The 17,835-nt window shown below is 60.2% G+C and carries 16 protein-coding genes; 3 read left to right on the top strand and 13 right to left on the bottom strand.

Going from position 1 to position 17,835, the window contains the following annotated elements; genetic code table 11:
* Position 1 precedes the first annotated feature (1 nt).
* From lpxA to rpsB, 13 genes are all read right to left on the bottom strand, one after another.
* A complete protein-coding gene (gene lpxA, locus BM116_RS00795; RefSeq protein WP_083724540.1) occupies positions 2–778 on the bottom strand; it encodes an acyl-ACP--UDP-N-acetylglucosamine O-acyltransferase in 777 nt (258 codons plus the stop codon).
* Complete coding sequence (gene fabZ / locus BM116_RS00790) at positions 775–1,212, bottom strand: 3-hydroxyacyl-ACP dehydratase FabZ (RefSeq protein ID WP_083724615.1); 438 nt, start codon at positions 1,210–1,212, stop codon at positions 775–777. The genes lpxA and fabZ overlap by 4 nt, the downstream gene beginning before the upstream one ends.
* Positions 1,213–1,263: 51 nt before the next feature.
* On the bottom strand, positions 1,264–2,325 hold the full coding sequence (gene lpxD, locus BM116_RS00785; protein ID WP_083724542.1) for a UDP-3-O-(3-hydroxymyristoyl)glucosamine N-acyltransferase: 1,062 nt from the start codon (positions 2,323–2,325) through the stop codon (positions 1,264–1,266).
* Positions 2,325–2,804: an OmpH/Skp family outer membrane protein gene (locus BM116_RS00780; protein ID WP_407920295.1), complete on the bottom strand. Its 480-nt coding sequence runs from the start codon at positions 2,802–2,804 to the stop codon at positions 2,325–2,327. Before BM116_RS00780 ends, lpxD begins: the two co-directional genes overlap by 1 nt.
* Positions 2,805–2,875: 71 nt before the next feature.
* Positions 2,876–5,227, bottom strand: coding sequence for an outer membrane protein assembly factor BamA (gene bamA, locus BM116_RS00775; RefSeq protein WP_083724546.1), 2,352 nt, complete (start codon positions 5,225–5,227; stop codon positions 2,876–2,878).
* A gap of 73 nt (positions 5,228–5,300) precedes the next feature.
* Positions 5,301–6,662: an RIP metalloprotease RseP gene (gene rseP / locus BM116_RS00770; RefSeq protein ID WP_083724548.1), complete on the bottom strand. Its 1,362-nt coding sequence runs from the start codon at positions 6,660–6,662 to the stop codon at positions 5,301–5,303.
* Between the two features lie 8 nt (positions 6,663–6,670).
* Complete coding sequence (ispC, locus tag BM116_RS00765; protein ID WP_083724550.1) at positions 6,671–7,867, bottom strand: 1-deoxy-D-xylulose-5-phosphate reductoisomerase; 1,197 nt, start codon at positions 7,865–7,867, stop codon at positions 6,671–6,673.
* On the bottom strand, positions 7,864–8,679 hold the full coding sequence (locus BM116_RS00760; RefSeq protein WP_083724552.1) for a phosphatidate cytidylyltransferase: 816 nt from the start codon (positions 8,677–8,679) through the stop codon (positions 7,864–7,866). Before BM116_RS00760 ends, ispC begins: the two co-directional genes overlap by 4 nt.
* Positions 8,679–9,431 carry a polyprenyl diphosphate synthase gene (gene uppS / locus BM116_RS00755; protein ID WP_083724554.1) on the bottom strand — a complete coding sequence of 251 codons (753 nt, stop codon included), beginning with the start codon at positions 9,429–9,431 and terminating at the stop codon, positions 8,679–8,681. The genes BM116_RS00760 and uppS overlap by 1 nt, the downstream gene beginning before the upstream one ends.
* A 24-nt stretch (positions 9,432–9,455) precedes the next feature.
* Positions 9,456–10,013 (bottom strand): ribosome recycling factor, encoded by a 558-nt coding sequence (gene frr, locus BM116_RS00750; RefSeq protein WP_083724557.1) that lies wholly within the window; start codon positions 10,011–10,013, stop codon positions 9,456–9,458.
* Between the two features lie 4 nt (positions 10,014–10,017).
* Positions 10,018–10,752 carry a UMP kinase gene (gene pyrH / locus BM116_RS00745; RefSeq protein ID WP_083724559.1) on the bottom strand — a complete coding sequence of 245 codons (735 nt, stop codon included), beginning with the start codon at positions 10,750–10,752 and terminating at the stop codon, positions 10,018–10,020.
* Between the two features lie 185 nt (positions 10,753–10,937).
* Entirely contained in the window at positions 10,938–11,807 is an 870-nt protein-coding gene (gene tsf, locus BM116_RS00740) for a translation elongation factor Ts (protein ID WP_083724561.1), read from the bottom strand.
* Positions 11,808–11,945: 138 nt separating this feature from the next.
* Complete coding sequence (rpsB, locus tag BM116_RS00735) at positions 11,946–12,683, bottom strand: 30S ribosomal protein S2 (RefSeq protein WP_083724563.1); 738 nt, start codon at positions 12,681–12,683, stop codon at positions 11,946–11,948.
* 282 nt (positions 12,684–12,965) lie between these two features.
* Between rpsB and map the strand changes: the two genes are divergently transcribed.
* The 3 genes from map to dapC all read left to right on the top strand — a co-directional run bounded on the left by map (position 12,966) and on the right by dapC (position 17,725).
* Positions 12,966–13,754 carry a type I methionyl aminopeptidase gene (gene map / locus BM116_RS00730; protein ID WP_083724565.1) on the top strand — a complete coding sequence of 263 codons (789 nt, stop codon included), beginning with the start codon at positions 12,966–12,968 and terminating at the stop codon, positions 13,752–13,754.
* Between the two features lie 65 nt (positions 13,755–13,819).
* Positions 13,820–16,519, top strand: a complete 2,700-nt coding sequence (locus BM116_RS00725; protein ID WP_235846661.1) for a [protein-PII] uridylyltransferase — start codon at positions 13,820–13,822, stop codon at positions 16,517–16,519.
* A 9-nt stretch (positions 16,520–16,528) separates the two neighbouring features.
* Entirely contained in the window at positions 16,529–17,725 is a 1,197-nt protein-coding gene (gene dapC / locus BM116_RS00720; RefSeq protein ID WP_083724569.1) for a succinyldiaminopimelate transaminase, read from the top strand.
* The last annotated feature ends 110 nt before the right edge of the window (positions 17,726–17,835 follow it).

Below are 17,835 nucleotides of genomic sequence, written 5' to 3'. Positions count from 1 at the left end.
GTCAGCGGGTAATGCCGCGGGTCGACTCGCTGATGGACGTGCAGTACAACGCCACTTCAGGGAACTGCTCTGCCGCTTCGGCCAGCTCGGCCATAGCCTGGGCGGTGGTCAGACCCTGACGGTAGACCACCTTGTAGGCACGGCGCAGCGCACTGACCAGCTCGGCAGAATAGCCACGGCGACGCATACCTTCGAAGTTCATGCCATGGGCGCTGGCGGGGTTACCACCCACCATCACAAAGGCCGGAATATCCTTGAACACGGCGCTGTTGGCCGCACTCATGGCAAAGGGGCCGATGTGGCAGAACTGGTGCACGGTGGTGTAGCCACCGAGGATGGCACCATCACCAATGTGCACGTGGCCGGCGATGGTCGCATTGTTGGCCATGATGATGTTGTCGCCAACGACACAGTCGTGCGCCACATGTACATAGGCCATCAGCAGGTTGTTGCTGCCGATACGGGTGATGCCTTCATCCTGCACGGTACCGCGGTGCAGGGTGCAGCCTTCACGGATGACGTTGTTGTCACCGATCACCAGCTTGGTTGGCTCACCGTTGTACTTCTTGTCCTGACACTCCTCACCCACCGAGGCAAACTGGAAAATCCGGTTATTGCGACCGATGGTGGTGGGCCCCTTGATGACCACGTGCGAGGCAATACGGCTGCCGGCGCCGATTTCGACGTCCGGGCCGATCAAACTCCAGGGACCCACCTCGACGTCATCGGCCAGCCGCGCTGCGGGGTCAACAATCGCCAGAGGGTGAATACGACTCATATTTTGCGTTCCGCACAAATGATCTCGGCCGAGCAGGCTTCCTTACCATCCACAGTAGCACGGCAGGCAAATTTCCAGATGCCACGCTTGTCGCTCAGGTAGGTCGCTTCCAGCTGCAGTTGATCGCCCGGTACCACCGGTTGACGGAAGCGCAGCTTGTCGGAGCCGACAAAGTAATACAGGGTGCCGTCTGCCGGCTTGACGCCCATCATCTTGAAGCCCAGCAGGCCAGCGGCCTGGGCCATGGCCTCGATGATCAGCACGCCCGGCATGATCGGGTGCTGCGGGAAGTGGCCGTTGAAAAAAGGCTCGTTGACCGAGACATTCTTGTAGGCACGAATCTGCTTGTTCTCAAGATCCAGCTCCAGCACCCGGTCCACCAGCAGGAAGGGGTAACGGTGGGGCAGGTACTCTTTGATTTCGTTGATATCCATGGATTGCTGGCCTTGCTGAAAATAATAAAGGCGCCCCATGCGGGGCGCCGGTCAGGCGTTTGATGAGTCAGAAGACGCCTGAGTCACCTGTTCGAGTTGTTTCTCAAGCTGCTGGAGACGTTTGGCCATGCCATCGAGCTGGCGAATACGAGCCGCACTCTTCTTCCAGTCACCGGCCGGCTGCATGGCCGTACCGGATGAATAGGCGCCCGGCTCGGTAATCGAGCGGGTCACCATGGTCATGCCACTGACGAACACGTTATCGCACACCTCGATATGACCGACCATGCCGACGCCGCCCGCAATCATGCAGTGCTTGCCGATACGGGTACTGCCGGAAATGCCGACACAGGCCGCCATGGCAGTGTGGTCACCAATCTGTACGTTGTGCGCAATCTGAATCTGGTTGTCCAGTTTGACGCCATTGCCAATCACGGTATCGGCCAGCGCACCACGGTCGATGGTGGTGTTGGCGCCAATCTCGACATCATCGCCAATGCGCACGCCGCCAATCTGGGCGATTTTCTGCCAGGTGCCGCCCTGATTGGCGAACCCGAAACCTTCAGAGCCGATGACTGCACCCGATTGAACGACCACGCGCTCACCGATAGTGACGTCGTGATACAGGGTCACGCGTGGCGCCAGCCAACCACCGGCGCCAATACGTGAGCGAGCGCCAACAAAGCACTGGGCTCCAACACTGACACCGGCTGCAATCACAGCGCCCTGCTCGATCACCGCGCCTGGGCCGATGCTGGCACTGGCGTCAATCTGGGCATCGGCGGCTACCACAGCGCTGGGGTGAATACCGGCGCTGGCTTGCGGCTTGCGATCAAAGCGGTGGGACAACCGGGCATAGGTGAGATACGGGTCGGCAACGATCAGCGCGTTACCGGAAAAGCCTTGCGCATCCTGCTCGGTCAGCAGCACCGCACTGGCGCGGCTTTCCGTCAGGTACTTGCGATACTGAGCGTTGGCCAGAAACGCCAACTGACCCGGACCGGCATCCTGCAGGGTGGCCAGACCGGTGATCTCGGTTTGCGGGTCCCCAACGAGTTGCGCGCCGAGCTCTTCAGCCAGGCGCGCAAGGGACAGAGATTGAACAGCGCTCATCAGCGGCTGCTGTTCAGGCGCTCGATAACCTGGCGGGTAATATCGAACTGCGGCTTGACGTCAACAACGCCGCCACGATCCAGCACCAGGTCATATTCGCCGGCGTTCAGTACAGCTTCTACCGCCGCATCCAGCTTGGGCTTGAGAGCCTCGAGCATCTGGCGATCAGACTGAGCCTTGGCTTCGTTCAGCTCGCGCGAGGCAACCTGAAACTCACGGGCCTTCTGACGGAACTCCAGATCCAGCTTCTCCGCCTCACTTTGGCTCAGCTGCTCACCATCGCGCTGCAGACGCTCTTGCAGGCGCTTGGCTTCGGCTTCCAGGTTCTTCACTCGCTGCAACTGCGAGCCAAACTGCTGCTCAGCATCAACGGAGTACTTCTTGGCCGCGTCGGATTCCAGCAACGCCATTTGATAGTCGAGAACAGCGATCTTCATCTCGGCGGACACCTGGAAGCTGGCCATGGCCAGCAGTGACATCACTGCCACACGCGTAAACTTACCCACTCTGATACTCCTGATTACGATTGCTCGATAGTGTTTGGATTGCGTCAGAAACTCTGACCAAGGGTGAACTGGAACACCTGGGTGTCATCAGCCGAGTCGCTGTTCAGCGGCATGGCCAAACTGAAGCCCAGCGGGCCCAGCGCGGTCAGCCAGGACAGACCCACGCCGACACTGTAGCGCAACTCGCCAAGGTCAACTTCACCACAACCCGGGTTCTTGTCGCCCTCAACGGTCGTCTTCCGCGTGCACTGGGTATCGTATACGTTACCCACATCGAAGAACAGAGCGGTCCGCAGCGAACGCTGGTCCTTCACGAAAGGCGCAGGGAATACCACTTCAGCGCCACCGGTGATCTTGATGTTACCGCCGAAGGGCAGCGAGTCCTGATCCGGGTCGGCGGCGTTAGGCGTACTCTTCGGGCCCAGGGTGCCGTCCTCGAAGCCGCGTACCGAGCCGATACCACCGGCATAGTAATGCTCATAGAACGGCATCTGGTCGGTGCCACCCAGCCCGCGACCAAAGCCCAGGTCGGTGTGCAGACGCAGGGTCAGGTCTTCGCTCATCGGGAAGAAGCGCTGCGCCTTATAGTCCAGGGTGTAGAACTCCAGATCGCTGCCCGGCACGGTCACATGCCAGGACACATTCTGCGAGTAACCACGGTCAGGGAAGACACCGCGGTTCAGCGTGCTCTGCGACCAGGAAGTATCAAAGAACAGGTTGGTGAAATTGTCGCCTTCGCTGTCAAGGAAATCCAGGATTTCCTGCACGGTATAGACACCGCTCTTGATCTTGTCGTGCTGCGCGCTCATACCAAAGGAGATGCGCGAGGTATCGCTGATCGGGTAGCCGAAGTTGAAGCCGGCACCGTAGGAGTCCACGGCGTAGCTGGTAACGTCAACGTCCAGCTCATCGTAGTCAGTGGTGCGATAGAAGGCGTTGTAGCCAAGGCTCAGACCGTCAACGGTGAAATAGGGGTCCATAAAGCCGAAGGACAGCGACGTCTGGTAGTCGGAGCGGTTGGCACCGATGCTGACGCGGTTACCGGTACCAAAGAAGTTGTTCTGGCTGATCGAGCCGCCCAGGATGATACCCGAGCTCTGGGAGAAACCGAGGCTGGCGGTTACCGAGCCGGAAGGCTGCTCTTCTACCGCGTAGTTCACGTCGATCAGATCATCGGCGCCGGGCACCGGCACGGTCTCGACGTTAACTTCCTTGAAGAAGCCCAGACGCTCAAGGCGTGTCTTGGACTGATCAATCAGATAGGTAGAGGCCCAGCCACCTTCCATCTGGCGCATCTCACGTCGCAGCACCTGATCTTCGGTCTTGGTGTTGCCACGGAAGTTGATGCGATTGACGTAGGCACGCTTGCCGGGATCGACGTAGAAGGTGACCGACACAGTCTTGTCGTCTTCATGGATTTCCGGGATGCCGTTGACGCTGGCAAAGGTGTAGCCCTCGTTACCCAGGCGGCGACTGATCAGATCAGACGTGGAGGTCATTACCTGGCGAGAAAAGATCTGGCCCGGCTCGACCAGCATCAGACGGCGCACTTCTGCCTCGTCGACGATCAGGTCACCCGACAGGCTGACATCACGAATGCTGTAGCGCTCACCCTCATCAACGTTGACGGTGATGTAGACGTGTTTCTTGTCCGGAGTAATGGATACCTGGGTCGATGCCACATCCATGTTGATGTAGCCGCGGTCCAGGTAGTAGGAACGCAGGCGCTCCAGGTCACCGGCCAGCTTCTCACGCGAATACTTGTCATCGTTGCGCAGGAAGGACAACCAGCCGCTGGTCTTCAGCTCGAACAGGTCGACCAGGTCTTCGTTCGGGAAGACGGTATTACCCACCACGTTGATATGCGAGATAGCGGCGACAGAGCCCTCGTCGATGACGATTTTCAGCGCAACACGGTTGCGCGGCTCCGGAATCACCTGAGTTTCGATATCGGCAGAGTAGCGACCCTGCGACACGTACTGACGCAGCAGCTCGTTACGCACGCCTTCCAGCGTAGCGCGCTGGAAGATCTCGCCCTCGGCCAGACCGGCGGCACTCAGCCCCGTCAGCAGATCTTCGCTCTTGATTGCCTTGTTGCCTTCAAGCTCGATGGAAGAGATGGAAGGACGCTCGACCACGTTGATGACCAGCACGTTGCCATCACGGCCCAACTGGATGTCCTGGAAGAAACCGGTGCGGAACAGGGAGCGGGTCGCCTCGACCAGCTCCTGGTCGTCCACCTCGTCACCAATATTCAGGGGCAGCGAGGTGAACACGCTACCGGCAGACACCCTCTGCAGGCCGTTGACGCGGATATCGGAAATCTGGAAGGCATCGGCAAGAGCGCCCTGCGCCATAAACATCGAGAACAGCGCAGGCAATAGGTAACGTTTCATGAAATCCGTTCTGAGTCAGCTGATTGTAATCTTAATCTGCACGCTGGCAGCTCGTATTCAGGCAGTGCACGCGTCAGCCACCAAGGCGGCTGATATCGTTATAAATGGCAAACAGCATGACGCCAACAATCAGGCTTAACCCGATCTGCAGCCCCCATGTCTGAATTCGCTCGGAAAGAGGCTTGCCCCTGATCCACTCGGCCACGTAATACACCAGGTGGCCGCCATCCAGAACCGGTATCGGCAGAAGGTTCAACACCCCCAGACTGATACTCAAGTACGCGATAAAACTGAGAAAACTCTCCAGCCCCGACTTGGCCGAGGCGCCCGCCACTTTAGCAATGGTTATCGGGCCACTCAAGTTTTTTGCCGAGACCAGCCCGGTCAGCATTTTCTTCAGCGAGTCCAGCGTCAGCGCTGTCATTTCCCAGGTTTTGGTTACCGCTACCGGTATCGCCACCAAAGGGTTGTAACTTATCTGGCGCTGCATGTGGGCGGGCATTTCCACCCCTTCAACACCGGCACCGACATAGCCGACGACAACGTGATTGGCTGCTTTAGGGCGCGGCGTTAACGCCAGCTCCAACTGTTCACCGTCGCGTTCGACCATAATCTGGAGCGTTTGTTGCGCGCTGGCCTGAATCATCGGCACCACCTCGGTCAGCCAGTCGCTGACGGGCTCGCCGTCGATAGCCAGAATCAGATCACCAGCCTGCAGACCTGCCTCGGCGGCAGCGCCATCACTGGCAACCTGGTCAAGACGCGGCGGAATCTCCGGCTGCCAGCTGGTCAAGCCCAGGGCCGCCATCGGATCAGGCTCTTCTACACCCTTGAGCCAGTCATCCAGACGCAGCTGGTAGCGGGTCTCGGCGCCACCTTCAAAAGGTTTTGCCGTGACTTCCAGCGTGCCGCTCTCACCAAGACGGCGAATCAGCTGCAGGTTAACGTCCTGCCAGCTGCGAATCTGCGTACCATCAACGCCGGTGAGCTCCAGCCCGGAGTGCAGCCCCGCCTCCGCCGCCGGAGTACCCGCCGGCACGGGGCCAAGCACTGGTGCAACGGTGCTGAAACCCACCACGGCGACAATCCAGAAAGCCACAATGGCGAGTAGAAAGTTGGCAATGGGCCCGGCTGCAACCACCGCGATGCGCTGCTTGACGGTTTTGCGATTGAAGGACTGGTCCAGCTCATGCTCGGGGACCGGCGCCTCGCGCTCGTCCAGCATTTTGACGTAGCCGCCCAGCGGGATGGCAGAAATGGTGTATTCGGTACCCTTGCGATCGTGCCAGCGCACCAGCGCAGGCCCAAAACCGATGGAGAAGCGCAGCACCTTGATGCCGCAGCGGCGAGCGACCCAGAAATGGCCGTATTCATGAATGGTCACCAGCAGCCCCAGGGCAACCACTGTGGCCAGCAACGTAGACAGCAGATCCATTCAGTACCTCACAAGGTGATCGACAGGCTCCGCGCGCGCACCCAGCGCTCGGCGTGAGCCCGAGCCAGCCGATCGGCCGACAGAATGTGCTCCAGATCAATTACCGGCTCGCCCGGCAACTGCGTCAGAGCGTCCTCGATAATAACAGGGATATCAGTAAAGCCCACTCGGCCATCGAGAAACGCCTGCACCGCCACCTCATTGGCGGCATTGAGCACCGCACAGCTGGTCCCGCCCGCCGCTACCGCCTCACGCGCCAGGCGCAGACAGGGGAAACGGACAGGGTCCGGCGCCTCAAAGTCCAGACGAGCGGTCAGCAGCAAATCAAGCGCGCTAACGCCGGAATCGATGCGTTCCGGCCAGGCCAATGCGTGGGCGATGGGCGTGCGCATGTCCGGATTACCCAGCTGCGCCAGCACCGAGCCGTCGACGTAATCGACCAGCGAGTGCACCACACTCTGCGGGTGCACCACCACCTCCACCTGCTCCGGGCGAGCATCAAACAGCCAGCAGGCCTCAATCAACTCCAACCCCTTGTTCATCATGCTGGCGGAGTCGACAGATATTTTCTGGCCCATCGACCAGTTCGGGTGGGCGCAGGCCTGCGCAGGCGTTACGTCAGCCAGCTGGGCCTGAGAGAAATTACGGAAAGGACCGCCCGAGGCAGTCAGAAGAATCCGGCGTACGCCGACGCGTGCGAGACCGTCAGCATAGTTGCCCGGCATGCACTGGAAGATCGCGTTGTGCTCGCTATCGATGGGCAGCAACTCGGCGCCAGAGGCTTGCACGGCCTGCATGAACAAGGCGCCAGACATGACCAGCGCTTCCTTGTTGGCCAGCAACACCCGCTTGCCCGCCTGGGCCGCAGCCAGCGTTGGCCGCAAACCCGCCGCGCCGACGATAGCCGCCATTACCACATCGACATCGCTGGCAGAGGCCACCTCGCACAGCGCCTGCTCACCCCAGCTGACGTCCGTCGACAGACCAGCATCGCGCAGCACCTGCTGCAGACCTTTCGCCTGCTCCGCTGTCGCGACCACGGCGCGCTGCGGACGATACCGACGGCACTGCTCGGCAAGCTCAGCCATGCGACTGTAGCCAGTCAATGCGTAAACCTGGTAACGCTCAGGATGGCGGGCGATCACATCCAGCGTGCTAACCCCAATAGAGCCGGTTGCCCCCAGCACGGTAACCGACAGGGTCACGCCAGATGACTCCCAAGCAGCAGCCAGGCTGCCACATACATGGGAATCGCCGCCGCCAGACTATCGATTCGGTCCAGCACACCGCCATGACCCGGCAGTAGATTGCTGCTGTCTTTCAAGCCTTCTTCGCGCTTGAACAGGCTTTCGGTCAGGTCACCAACAACCGAAATCAACACCACGAGCGCGGCACCAAGCAGCCCGAGCAGAATCGCCGACGCGCCCCAGCCCAGATACAACATGGCTGCCAGCGCCAGCGACAGACTGACCACCAGGCCGCCAAACAGCCCCTCGCGCGTCTTGCCGGGGCTGACATTGGGCAGCAGCTTGTTGCGACCAAAGCGCTTGCCGGCAAAGTAGGCACCGATATCAGCACCAAACACCAGCACAGCCAGCCCCAGCAGCATCCACAGCCCCTGCTCCTGAGCCCGGAGCCAGATAACGCCTGCCCAGGCCGGCAGCAGGATCAGCAAGCCAAACAGCTGACGCACAAAGCTGCCGCGCCACAGGCCGCTGCCGTTGGGGTAGCGCAGAATCATGACGGTAGCCATGCACCACCAGACCAGCGCCGGGCCAACAAAGAAGACGATCGGCCAGGCATCTCGGTACAGGCCAACCATAAACAAACCCAGGGTCGCCGCGTAGACGATACGGCCGCCCTGCCGCGCTTCACCGCACAGCCGCGCCCATTCCCAGGCCGCAAGCGCAACAATGGCACCAATGAACAGGGCAAACCAGGCCCCCTGCAGGGATACAAACCCGGCGATTGCAACAATCGCCAGGATAACGCCGGTAATAACCCGTTGCTTTAGCATCAGGCCCCCGTTGCAATCTGTTCACTGGTTTTGCCGAAGCGGCGTTGACGACCGGCAAAGTCGGCCAGCGCCTCGCGCAGGGCCGCCTGCTTGAAGTCAGGCCAATACAGGTCGGAGAAGTAAAGCTCTGCGTAAGCAAGCTGCCACAACAGGAAGTTGCTGATACGTTTCTCGCCGCCTGTACGAATGCACAAGTCTGGCAGCGGCAGGTTGGATGTACTTAGACGCGCCTCCAGTGCCTGCTCTGTCAGCGACTCGACGGTGCGCTCACCGCGAACAGCCTCAGCTGCCAGCGAGCGGGCGGCCTGGGCGATATCCCACTGCCCGCCGTAGTTGGCTGCAATCACCAGGGTCAGGCGAGCGCATTGTGCGGTCGTCTCTTCGGCCTGCGCCATGGCGGCCTGCAACTCAGGAGCAAATCGACTGCGATCACCGATGATCTGCAGTCGCACGCCGTTTTCCCGGAGCTTGCGCACCTCACGACGCAGGGCGCCAAGGAACAGCTCCATCAGCGCGCCAACTTCGTCCTCGGGACGGCGCCAGTTTTCACTGGAGAAGGCGAACAGCGTCAGCACTTCCACACCGTCTTCCAGGCAGACCTCGATCATCGCCTTGACCGCATCCACACCAGCCTTGTGGCCGGCGACACCAGGCATCAACCGCTTGCGCGCCCAGCGGTTGTTGCCATCCATGATGATGGCAACGTGACGGGGCGTAGTGGAATCCTTGCCAGCGGGACTTGTGATGTTCATTCGGTACTCTTGCAGCAGATGGCCTTAGATGGCCATCAGGTCCTTTTCTTTCACTTCCAGTACTTTCTCAATCTCGGCAACAAACTTGTCGGTGAGCTTCTGGATGTCATCAGCTGCGCGGCGCTCTTCGTCCTCGCTGATTTCCTTTTCTTTCTGCAGATCTTTGAGCTGGCTCAGGGCATCGCGACGAATGTTACGTACGGCGATACGGCCATTTTCAGCTTCGGCACGGGCCTGCTTGGTGTAGCCCTTACGGGTTTCCTCGGTCAGCGCCGGCATCGGAACGCGGATGGTGGTACCGGAGGTAGCCGGGTTCAGACCCAGGTCGGACATCATGATGGCCTTCTCGACCGCCTGAATCATGCCCTTGTCAAATACGCTCAGGGCCAGGGTACGGGAGTCTTCAACGTTGACGTTGGCCACCTGGCGCAGCGGGGTGTCAGCGCCGTAGTAAGACACGATGATGCTGTCCAGCAGGGCCGGGTGTGCGCGACCGGTACGAATCTTGGCGAAGGCGTGCTCCAGCGCTTCGACGGACTTCTTCATGCGCTCCTGCGCGTCTTGCTTGATTTCGTTGATCATTGACTCAACCCTCGATCAGTGTTCCTTCGGCGCTACCGACTACTGCATTGAGCAACGCACCTGGCTTGTTCATGTTAAACACCCGCAGGGGCATATTGTGGTCACGGATCAGGCAGATGGCCGTCAGGTCCATGACTTCCAGTTTGAGATCCAGTACCTGGTCGTAGGTCAGGCTCTCAAAGCGCTCGGCATCGGGGTCCTTCATCGGGTCGGCATTGTAAACGCCGTCAACCTTGGTTGCCTTGAGCACCAGATCGGCATCGACCTCAATGCCGCGCAGGCAGGCTGCGGTATCCGTGGTGAAGAAGGGGTTGCCCGTACCGGCGGAGAATATTACCACGTCGCCACTGGCCAGGTAGCGCATTGCCTTGCGGCGATCGTAATGCTCGGTCACGCCTTCCATGGTGATGGCGGACATGACGCGTGTCTGAATATTGGAGCGCTCCAGCGAATCACGCATGGCCAGCGCGTTCATAACCGTTGCCAGCATCCCCATATGGTCGCCGGTTACCCGATCCATGCCCGCCGCACTCAGCGCAGCGCCGCGGAACAGGTTACCGCCACCGATCACCAGCCCGACCTGCACCCCGATACCGATCAACTGCCCGATTTCCAGCGCCATGCGATCAAGCACCTTGGGGTCGATACCGAAATCTTCGGTCCCCATCAGGGCTTCACCGCTAAGTTTGAGAAGGATGCGCTTGTACTTGGGTTGGCGGCTACTGGGCACCTGGGCCATGCTTGACTCTCCTGTTCGGGAATGGAGAAACACTCAACGAGTTGCACCAGACAACAACGGCGCGCACTTGTTCAGTGTTTCTTGAAAAAGAGGCTTCACGCCTGCGCGGGAAGCCTCTCATATCAACCTTGTCGCCCCCACTTGAAAGCGGAGGCGGTGCACCGGTCAGCGTGCACTATAGCGTATTACTGCTTGGCAGCAGCCAGCTGAGCGGCAACTTCGGCAGCAAAGTCAGCTTCGGCACGCTCGATGCCCTCGCCCACTTCGAAACGCACGAAGGAAACAACTTCAGCACCGGCTTTCTTGGCCAGCTCGCCAACCTTGACTTCCGGATCTTTGACGAACGGCTGCTCGATCAGGCTACCTTCGGAAACGAACTTGTTGATACGGCCTTTAACCATGTTCTCAACAATGTTTTCCGGCTTGCCGGCGATCTTGTCGGCGTTCAGAGCCAGGAAGATCTCTTTCTCTTTAGCGATCGCTTCTTCGGACACCTGAGAGGAGTCCAGGAACTGCGGGTTGCTTGCAGCAACGTGCATGGCGATATCGCGAGCCAGCTCTTCATTGCCACCGTTCAGGGTGACAACAACACCGATGCGGTGACCGTGCAGGTAGGCACCAACAACATCACCTTCAACGCGAGTCAGGCGACGGATGTTGACGTTTTCACCAGTCTTGGCAACCAGCGCTTCACGGGCCGGCTCCTGGTCAGCGATCAGCGGAGCAGCGTCGGTGTAACCAGCTTCAAACGCTTTGTCCAGGCTGGCGGCAACGAATGCCTTGAAGTCTTCCTGCAGAGCCAGGAAGTCGGTCTGAGAGTTGACTTCAATGATGACAGCGGACTTGTTGTCAGCGGCAACCTTGACAGCGATGGAGCCTTCAGCGGCGATGTTGCCGGCTTTCTTGGCAGCCTTGATGGCGCCAGAAGCGCGCATGTCGTCAATGGCTTTCTCGATGTCGCCTTCGGCGGCAACCAGTGCCTTTTTGCATTCCATCATGCCCTGACCAGTGCGCTCACGCAGTTCTTTGACCAGTGCTGCAGTAATTTCTGCCATGGACTCTTCCTCACATAACTGGATTAGTTCCTGCTTCCGTTTGACAGCAGGAAGCAACGAATCATCTTGCGGTAAACATATTGCAAAAAGGGGGCAAGGCCCCCTTTTCGCTACGGCATTGCATCAGCCGTATGCACCTCAGCCTTCAGAGGCTTCCGGAGCAGCTTCTTCTACGAACTCGTCGGTAGCGCCAGCATTGCTCTTGCCACGCAGAACTGCGTCAGCAACGGAAGCAGCGTACAGCTTGATAGCGCGAATGGCGTCATCGTTACCCGGGATGACATAGTCAACACCTTCCGGGCTGCTGTTGGTATCAACGATGCCGATAACCGGAATGCCCAGCTTGTTGGCTTCGGTGATGGCAATACGCTCGTGCTCAACGTCGATGACGAACAGGGCATCAGGCAGACCGCCCATGTCCTTGATACCACCCAGGCTGCGATCCAGTTTTTCCAGATCACGGGAGCGCATCAGCGCTTCTTTCTTGGTCAGTTTGGCGAAGGTGCCGTCCTGGGATTGAACTTCCAGGTCGCGCAGACGCTTGATGGACTGACGAATGGTCTTGTAGTTGGTCAGCATGCCGCCGAGCCAGCGGTGATCAACATAGGGCTGACCAGCACGGGCCGCTTCGTCAGCAATGATCTTGCTGGCAGCGCGCTTGGTGCCGACGAACAGAATCTTGTTCTTGCCGGCAGCCAGCTTTTCCACAAAGCTCAGAGCTTCGTGGAACATTGGCATGGTCTTTTCCAGGTTGATGATGTGAATCTTGTTGCGAGCGCCGAAAATGAACTTGCCCATTTTCGGGTTCCAGTAGCGGGTCTGGTGGCCGAAGTGCGCGCCGGCCTTCAGCATGTCACGCATAGAGACTTGGGTCATGATAACTCCAGTAAGTCGGGTTGGGCCTCCACGCATCCCAGCATCCAACCCCAAAGGGCACCCAGGATACCGTGTCGATACGTGTGCGGATTTAGTTTGATTTGCTGGCCGAGCCTGCAGCTCTGCATTCAGCGGGGCGCTTTATACCATATCAACCCCGGCGAAGAAAGCACTGACTACCCAGCGCAGACAAGCGGCCAGTTCAACAGCAGGCCACAGGTCTGATAGAATCCGGGGTTTTTCCACCTACGCCAGCCGGCGCCCAATCGAGAGAGTCCAGCCATGACCGTCACCATCAAGACCGCCGAAGACATTGCCGGCATGCGGGTTGCCGGCCGCCTGGCAGCCGAGGTTCTGGAGATGATCGGCGAGCACGTCAAGCCTGGCGTCACCACCGACGAGCTGGATCGCATCTGCCATGACTATATTGTCAACGTTCAGCAAGCGATCCCCGCCCCCCTCAACTACGGCGGTGCCCCCGGCCGCATGCCCTTTCCCAAGTCCATCTGCACCTCGCTCAACCATGTGGTCTGTCACGGCATCCCGAATGACAAACCGCTGAAGAGCGGCGACTCGCTGAATATCGACGTCACCGTCATCAAAGACGGTTATCACGGCGATACCAGCAAGATGTTCATGGTCGGCGACGTGCCGGAGTGGGCCGAACGCCTGGCCCGCATCACCCAGGAATGCATGTACAAAGGCATTTCCGTCGTACGCCCGGGCGCGCGCCTGGGTGACATTGGTGCCATTATTCAGGAACACGCCCACGCCAACCGCTACAGCGTGGTGCGCGAGTACTGCGGCCACGGCATTGGCAAGGTCTTCCACGAAGACCCGCAGATCCTGCACTACGGCCGCGCCGGTACCGGCATGGAAATGCAGGAAGGCATGATCTTTACCATTGAGCCCATGATCAATCAGGGCCGCCCGGAGACCCGCCTGCTGGGTGACAACTGGACTGCAATCACCAAGGACCGCAAGTTGTCCGCGCAGTGGGAGCACACCATTCTGGTCACCGCCGACGGCTACGAGGTGCTGACCCTGCGCACCGAGGAAAGCTTCCGCTGACAGGCGGCCTGCCCCAGGCTGCCTGATTGCTGTCCGGCCTCACTACCAAGCCGAGGAAACGAATGATGGATGACGCGCTTTTCGATCCCGGTCAGTTTCAGGCCGAACTGGCTATCAAGAGCAGCCCGATCGCGGCCTTTAAAAAGGCTATTCGGCAGGCTGACACCGTCCTGACCCAGCGCTTTGAGGACGGCCGCGACATTCACCAGCTGATCCACGAACGCGCCTGGTTCACCGACCAGATCCTGCAGCAGGCCTGGGCACGACTGCCCTGCGCAGGCGACCCGGGCATCGCCCTGCTGGCGGTTGGCGGCTACGGCCGCGGCGAACTCCACCCGCATTCAGACATTGACCTGCTGATTTTGCTGCGCGGCGATGTCGAACCCTTTCGGGAGGCCATCGAAGCTTTCCTGCTGCTGCTCTGGGACATCGGCCTTGAGGTCGGCCAGAGCGTGCGCAGCGTTGAAGAATGCCAGCAGGAAGCCGCTGCCGACATCACCGTCATTACCAACCTGATGGAGTCGCGCACGCTGGCCGGCGACGAGGCGCTGCGCCAGGACATGATGGCCGCCATCGACACCAGCCATATGTGGAACGATGCCGAGTTCTTCCGCGCCAAGCGCGCCGAGCAACAGGCCCGTCATGCCAAGTTCAACGACACCGAATACAACCTGGAGCCGAACGTCAAAAGCTCCCCCGGCGGGCTGCGCGACATTCAGACCATCGGCTGGGTCGCCTTGCGGCACTTTGGCACCAACGACCTGCGCGAACTGGTCCAGCAGGGCTTTTTGAATGAGCCCGAATACACCATCCTGGCCGACGGTCGCGCCTTCCTGTGGAAAGTCCGCTTCGCGCTGCACACCCTCGCCGGCCGCGCCGAAGACCGCCTGCTGTTCGACCATCAACGCGCACTGGCCAAGCTGCTGGGCTACGAGGGCACCGACAGCAAGCTGGCCGTCGAGCGCTTCATGCAGAAGTACTACCGCGTGGTGATGTCGCTGTCGGAGCTGAACGATCTGCTGATGCAGCACTTCGAAGAAATCCTGCTGCGCGACGCCGAGGCGGCGGACATCCGCCCGCTCAACAGCCGCTTTCAGGTGCGCAATCACTATATCGAAGTCACCAACCCGAACGTCTTCAAGCGCACCCCCTTCGCCATCCTCGAAATCTTTCTGCTGATGGCGCAGAACCCGGACATTCGCGGCGTGCGCGCCGACAGCATTCGCCTGCTGCGTGACCACCGCCACCTGATCGACGACGACTTTCGCAGCGACATTCGTAATACCAGCCTGTTCATCGAGCTGTTCCGCTGCAAGGAAGGCATCCACCGCAACCTGCGTCGGATGAACCGCTACGGCATCCTCGGCCGCTATCTGCCGGAATTCGGCAAGATCGTCGGCCAGATGCAGCACGACCTGTTCCACATCTACACCGTGGATGCGCACACGCTGAATCTGATCAAGCACCTGCGCAAGTTAAGCTGGCCCGAATACCAGGACCGCTACCCGCTGGCCTGGCGCATCTTCTGCCGCCTACCCAAGCCGGACCTGCTGTACATGGCCGGGCTGTATCACGACATCGCCAAGGGGCGCGGCGGCGATCACTCGGAACTGGGCGCGGTCGACGCCGAGCTGTTCTGCCAGCGCCATCACCTGCCGGCCTGGGATACGCACCTGGTCAGTTGGCTGGTCGAGAACCACCTGCTGATGTCCACGACGGCGCAGCGCAAGGACATTTCCGACCCGCTGGAGATCCACGACTTTGCCACCAAGGTCGGCAATCAGGTGCGACTCGACTACCTCTATGTGCTGACCATCGCGGACATCAACGCCACCAACCCGACGCTGTGGAACTCCTGGCGCGCCTCGCTGCTGCGCCAGCTCTACACCGAAACCAAACGCGCCCTGCGCCGCGGCCTGGACAATCCGCCAGACCGCGAGGAGCACATTCGTCAGACGCAACAGGCGGCGCTCGACATTCTGGTGCGCAACGGCGTAGACGAAGATGACGCAGAAGCCCTCTGGGTCGAGCTGGGCGATGACTATTTTCTGCGCCACACCGCAAGCGATGTGGCCTGGCATACCGAGGCCATTGCCCAGCACGGCCAGCGTCAGAGCCCACTGGTATTGATCAAGGAAACCGCCCAGCGCGAGTTCGAGGGCGCTACTCAGATCTTCATCTATACCCCGGAGCAGAACGACCTGTTCGCGGCTACGGTGTCGGCCATGGATCAGCTCAACCTGAGCATTCAGGACGCGCGCATCATCACCTCGACCAGCCAGTTCAGCCTGGACACTTATATCGTGCTCGACTCCGACGGCGGCTCGATTGGCGACAACCCCGAGCGCATCCGCCAGATCAAGCACGACCTGGTCGACGCCCTCTCCGACCCGGACGCCTTCCCGACCATCATCCAGCGCCGGGTGCCGCGCCAGCTCAAGCACTTTGCCTTCGCCCCCGAGGTCACCATCTCCAATGACCCGAGCGGCCAGCACACCATTCTTGAACTGAGCGCACCGGACCGCCCGGGCCTGCTCGCTCGCATGGGCCGCATTCTGCTGGACTTCGATATCAGCGTACAAAACGCCAAGATCGTCACCCTGGGTGAGCGCGTGGACGACGTCTTCGTCATCACCGACGCCAATAACCAAGCGCTGTCAGACCCGCAGCTGTGCGAGCGCCTGCAGCAAACCATCATCGACACACTCAGCAGTACCCAGCCGACCGCGCAGGAGTACAGCAGCCCCATTGCCATCGGCCCCTGAGGACACACAATGAATCACGACCTGCAGCGCCTGCAGCCCTACCCTTTTGAAAAGCTGCGCGCCCTGATCGCCGACGTTACCCCGAACCCGGCGCTGCGCCCGATTTCGCTGTCGATTGGCGAGCCCAAGCACCCGTCACCGCCGTTCGTGCTGCAGGCGCTGGCCGACAACCTCAACCAGGCAGCGGTCTATCCGACTACCCAGGGCAAGCCCGAGCTGCGCCAGAGCATTGCCGACTGGCTGACCAAGCGCTTTGCGCTGACTGCCGGCAGCCTGGATATCAGCAGTAACATCATTCCGGTCAACGGCACCCGCGAGGCGCTGTTCTCCTTTACCCAGGCGCTGATCACCCGCGACCCGCAGGGCCTTGTGGTTAGCCCCAACCCCTTCTATCAAATCTACGAAGGGGCGGCGTTTCTGGCGGGCGTGGAGCCGCATTACCTGGCCTGCGACGGCAGCAACGGCTTTATTCCGGACTTCAGCGCGGTGCCGGCCGAGATATGGCAGCGCTGTCAGCTGCTGTTTATCTGCACGCCCGGCAACCCGACCGGCGCGGTCATCCCGCTGGAAACCCTGCAGCAGTTGATCAAACTGGCCGACCAATACGACTTCGTCATCGCCTCCGACGAGTGCTACAGCGAAATCTACGCGCCAGACGGTCCGGCCCCAGTTGGTCTGCTGCAAGCTTGCGCTGCCATGGGGCGCGACGACTTTGCCCGCTGCGTGGTGTTCCACAGTCTGTCCAAGCGTTCCAACCTGCCGGGCCTGCGTTCCGGCTTTGTCGCCGGCGACGCCAGCCTGCTCAAACCGTACCTGACTTATCGCACCTATCACGGCTGCGCCATGCCGGTTCACAGCCAGATTGCCAGCATCGCGGCGTGGCAGGATGAAGCGCACGTTGCCGACAACCGCGCCCAGTATCAGGCCAAGTTTGACGCCGTTCTCGCCATTCTTGGCGACGTCATGCAGGTCGAGCGGCCCGACGCCGGTTTCTACCTGTGGCCGCAAACACCCATCGACGACGAGACCTTCACCACCCGCCTGCTGGCCGAGCAGAACGTCGCCGTGGTGCCCGGACGTTACCTGTCACGGGAAATTGATGGTTATAATCCCGGCGCCGGACGGGTCCGCATGGCGCTGGTCGCCCCGCTGGACGAGTGTATTGAAGCTGCCGAACGCATCCGCGACTTCATCAGGAGCCTGTAAGCAATGATCACCCTGTACGGCATCAAGGCCTGAGACGCACAAGAGAACGCCAATTCCCCTTTTGAATCATCAGGTTAGGCGCAAATCGGCTGTAAAAATAAACAGCGGTT

Origin of the sequence: Halopseudomonas pachastrellae (assembly GCF_900114765.1) — a bacterium.
In the GTDB taxonomy this organism is placed as follows: domain Bacteria; phylum Pseudomonadota; class Gammaproteobacteria; order Pseudomonadales; family Pseudomonadaceae; genus Halopseudomonas; species Halopseudomonas pachastrellae.
The sequence above is the reverse complement of the archived record's forward strand: the minus strand, read 5'-3'. Positions and strand labels throughout refer to the sequence as shown.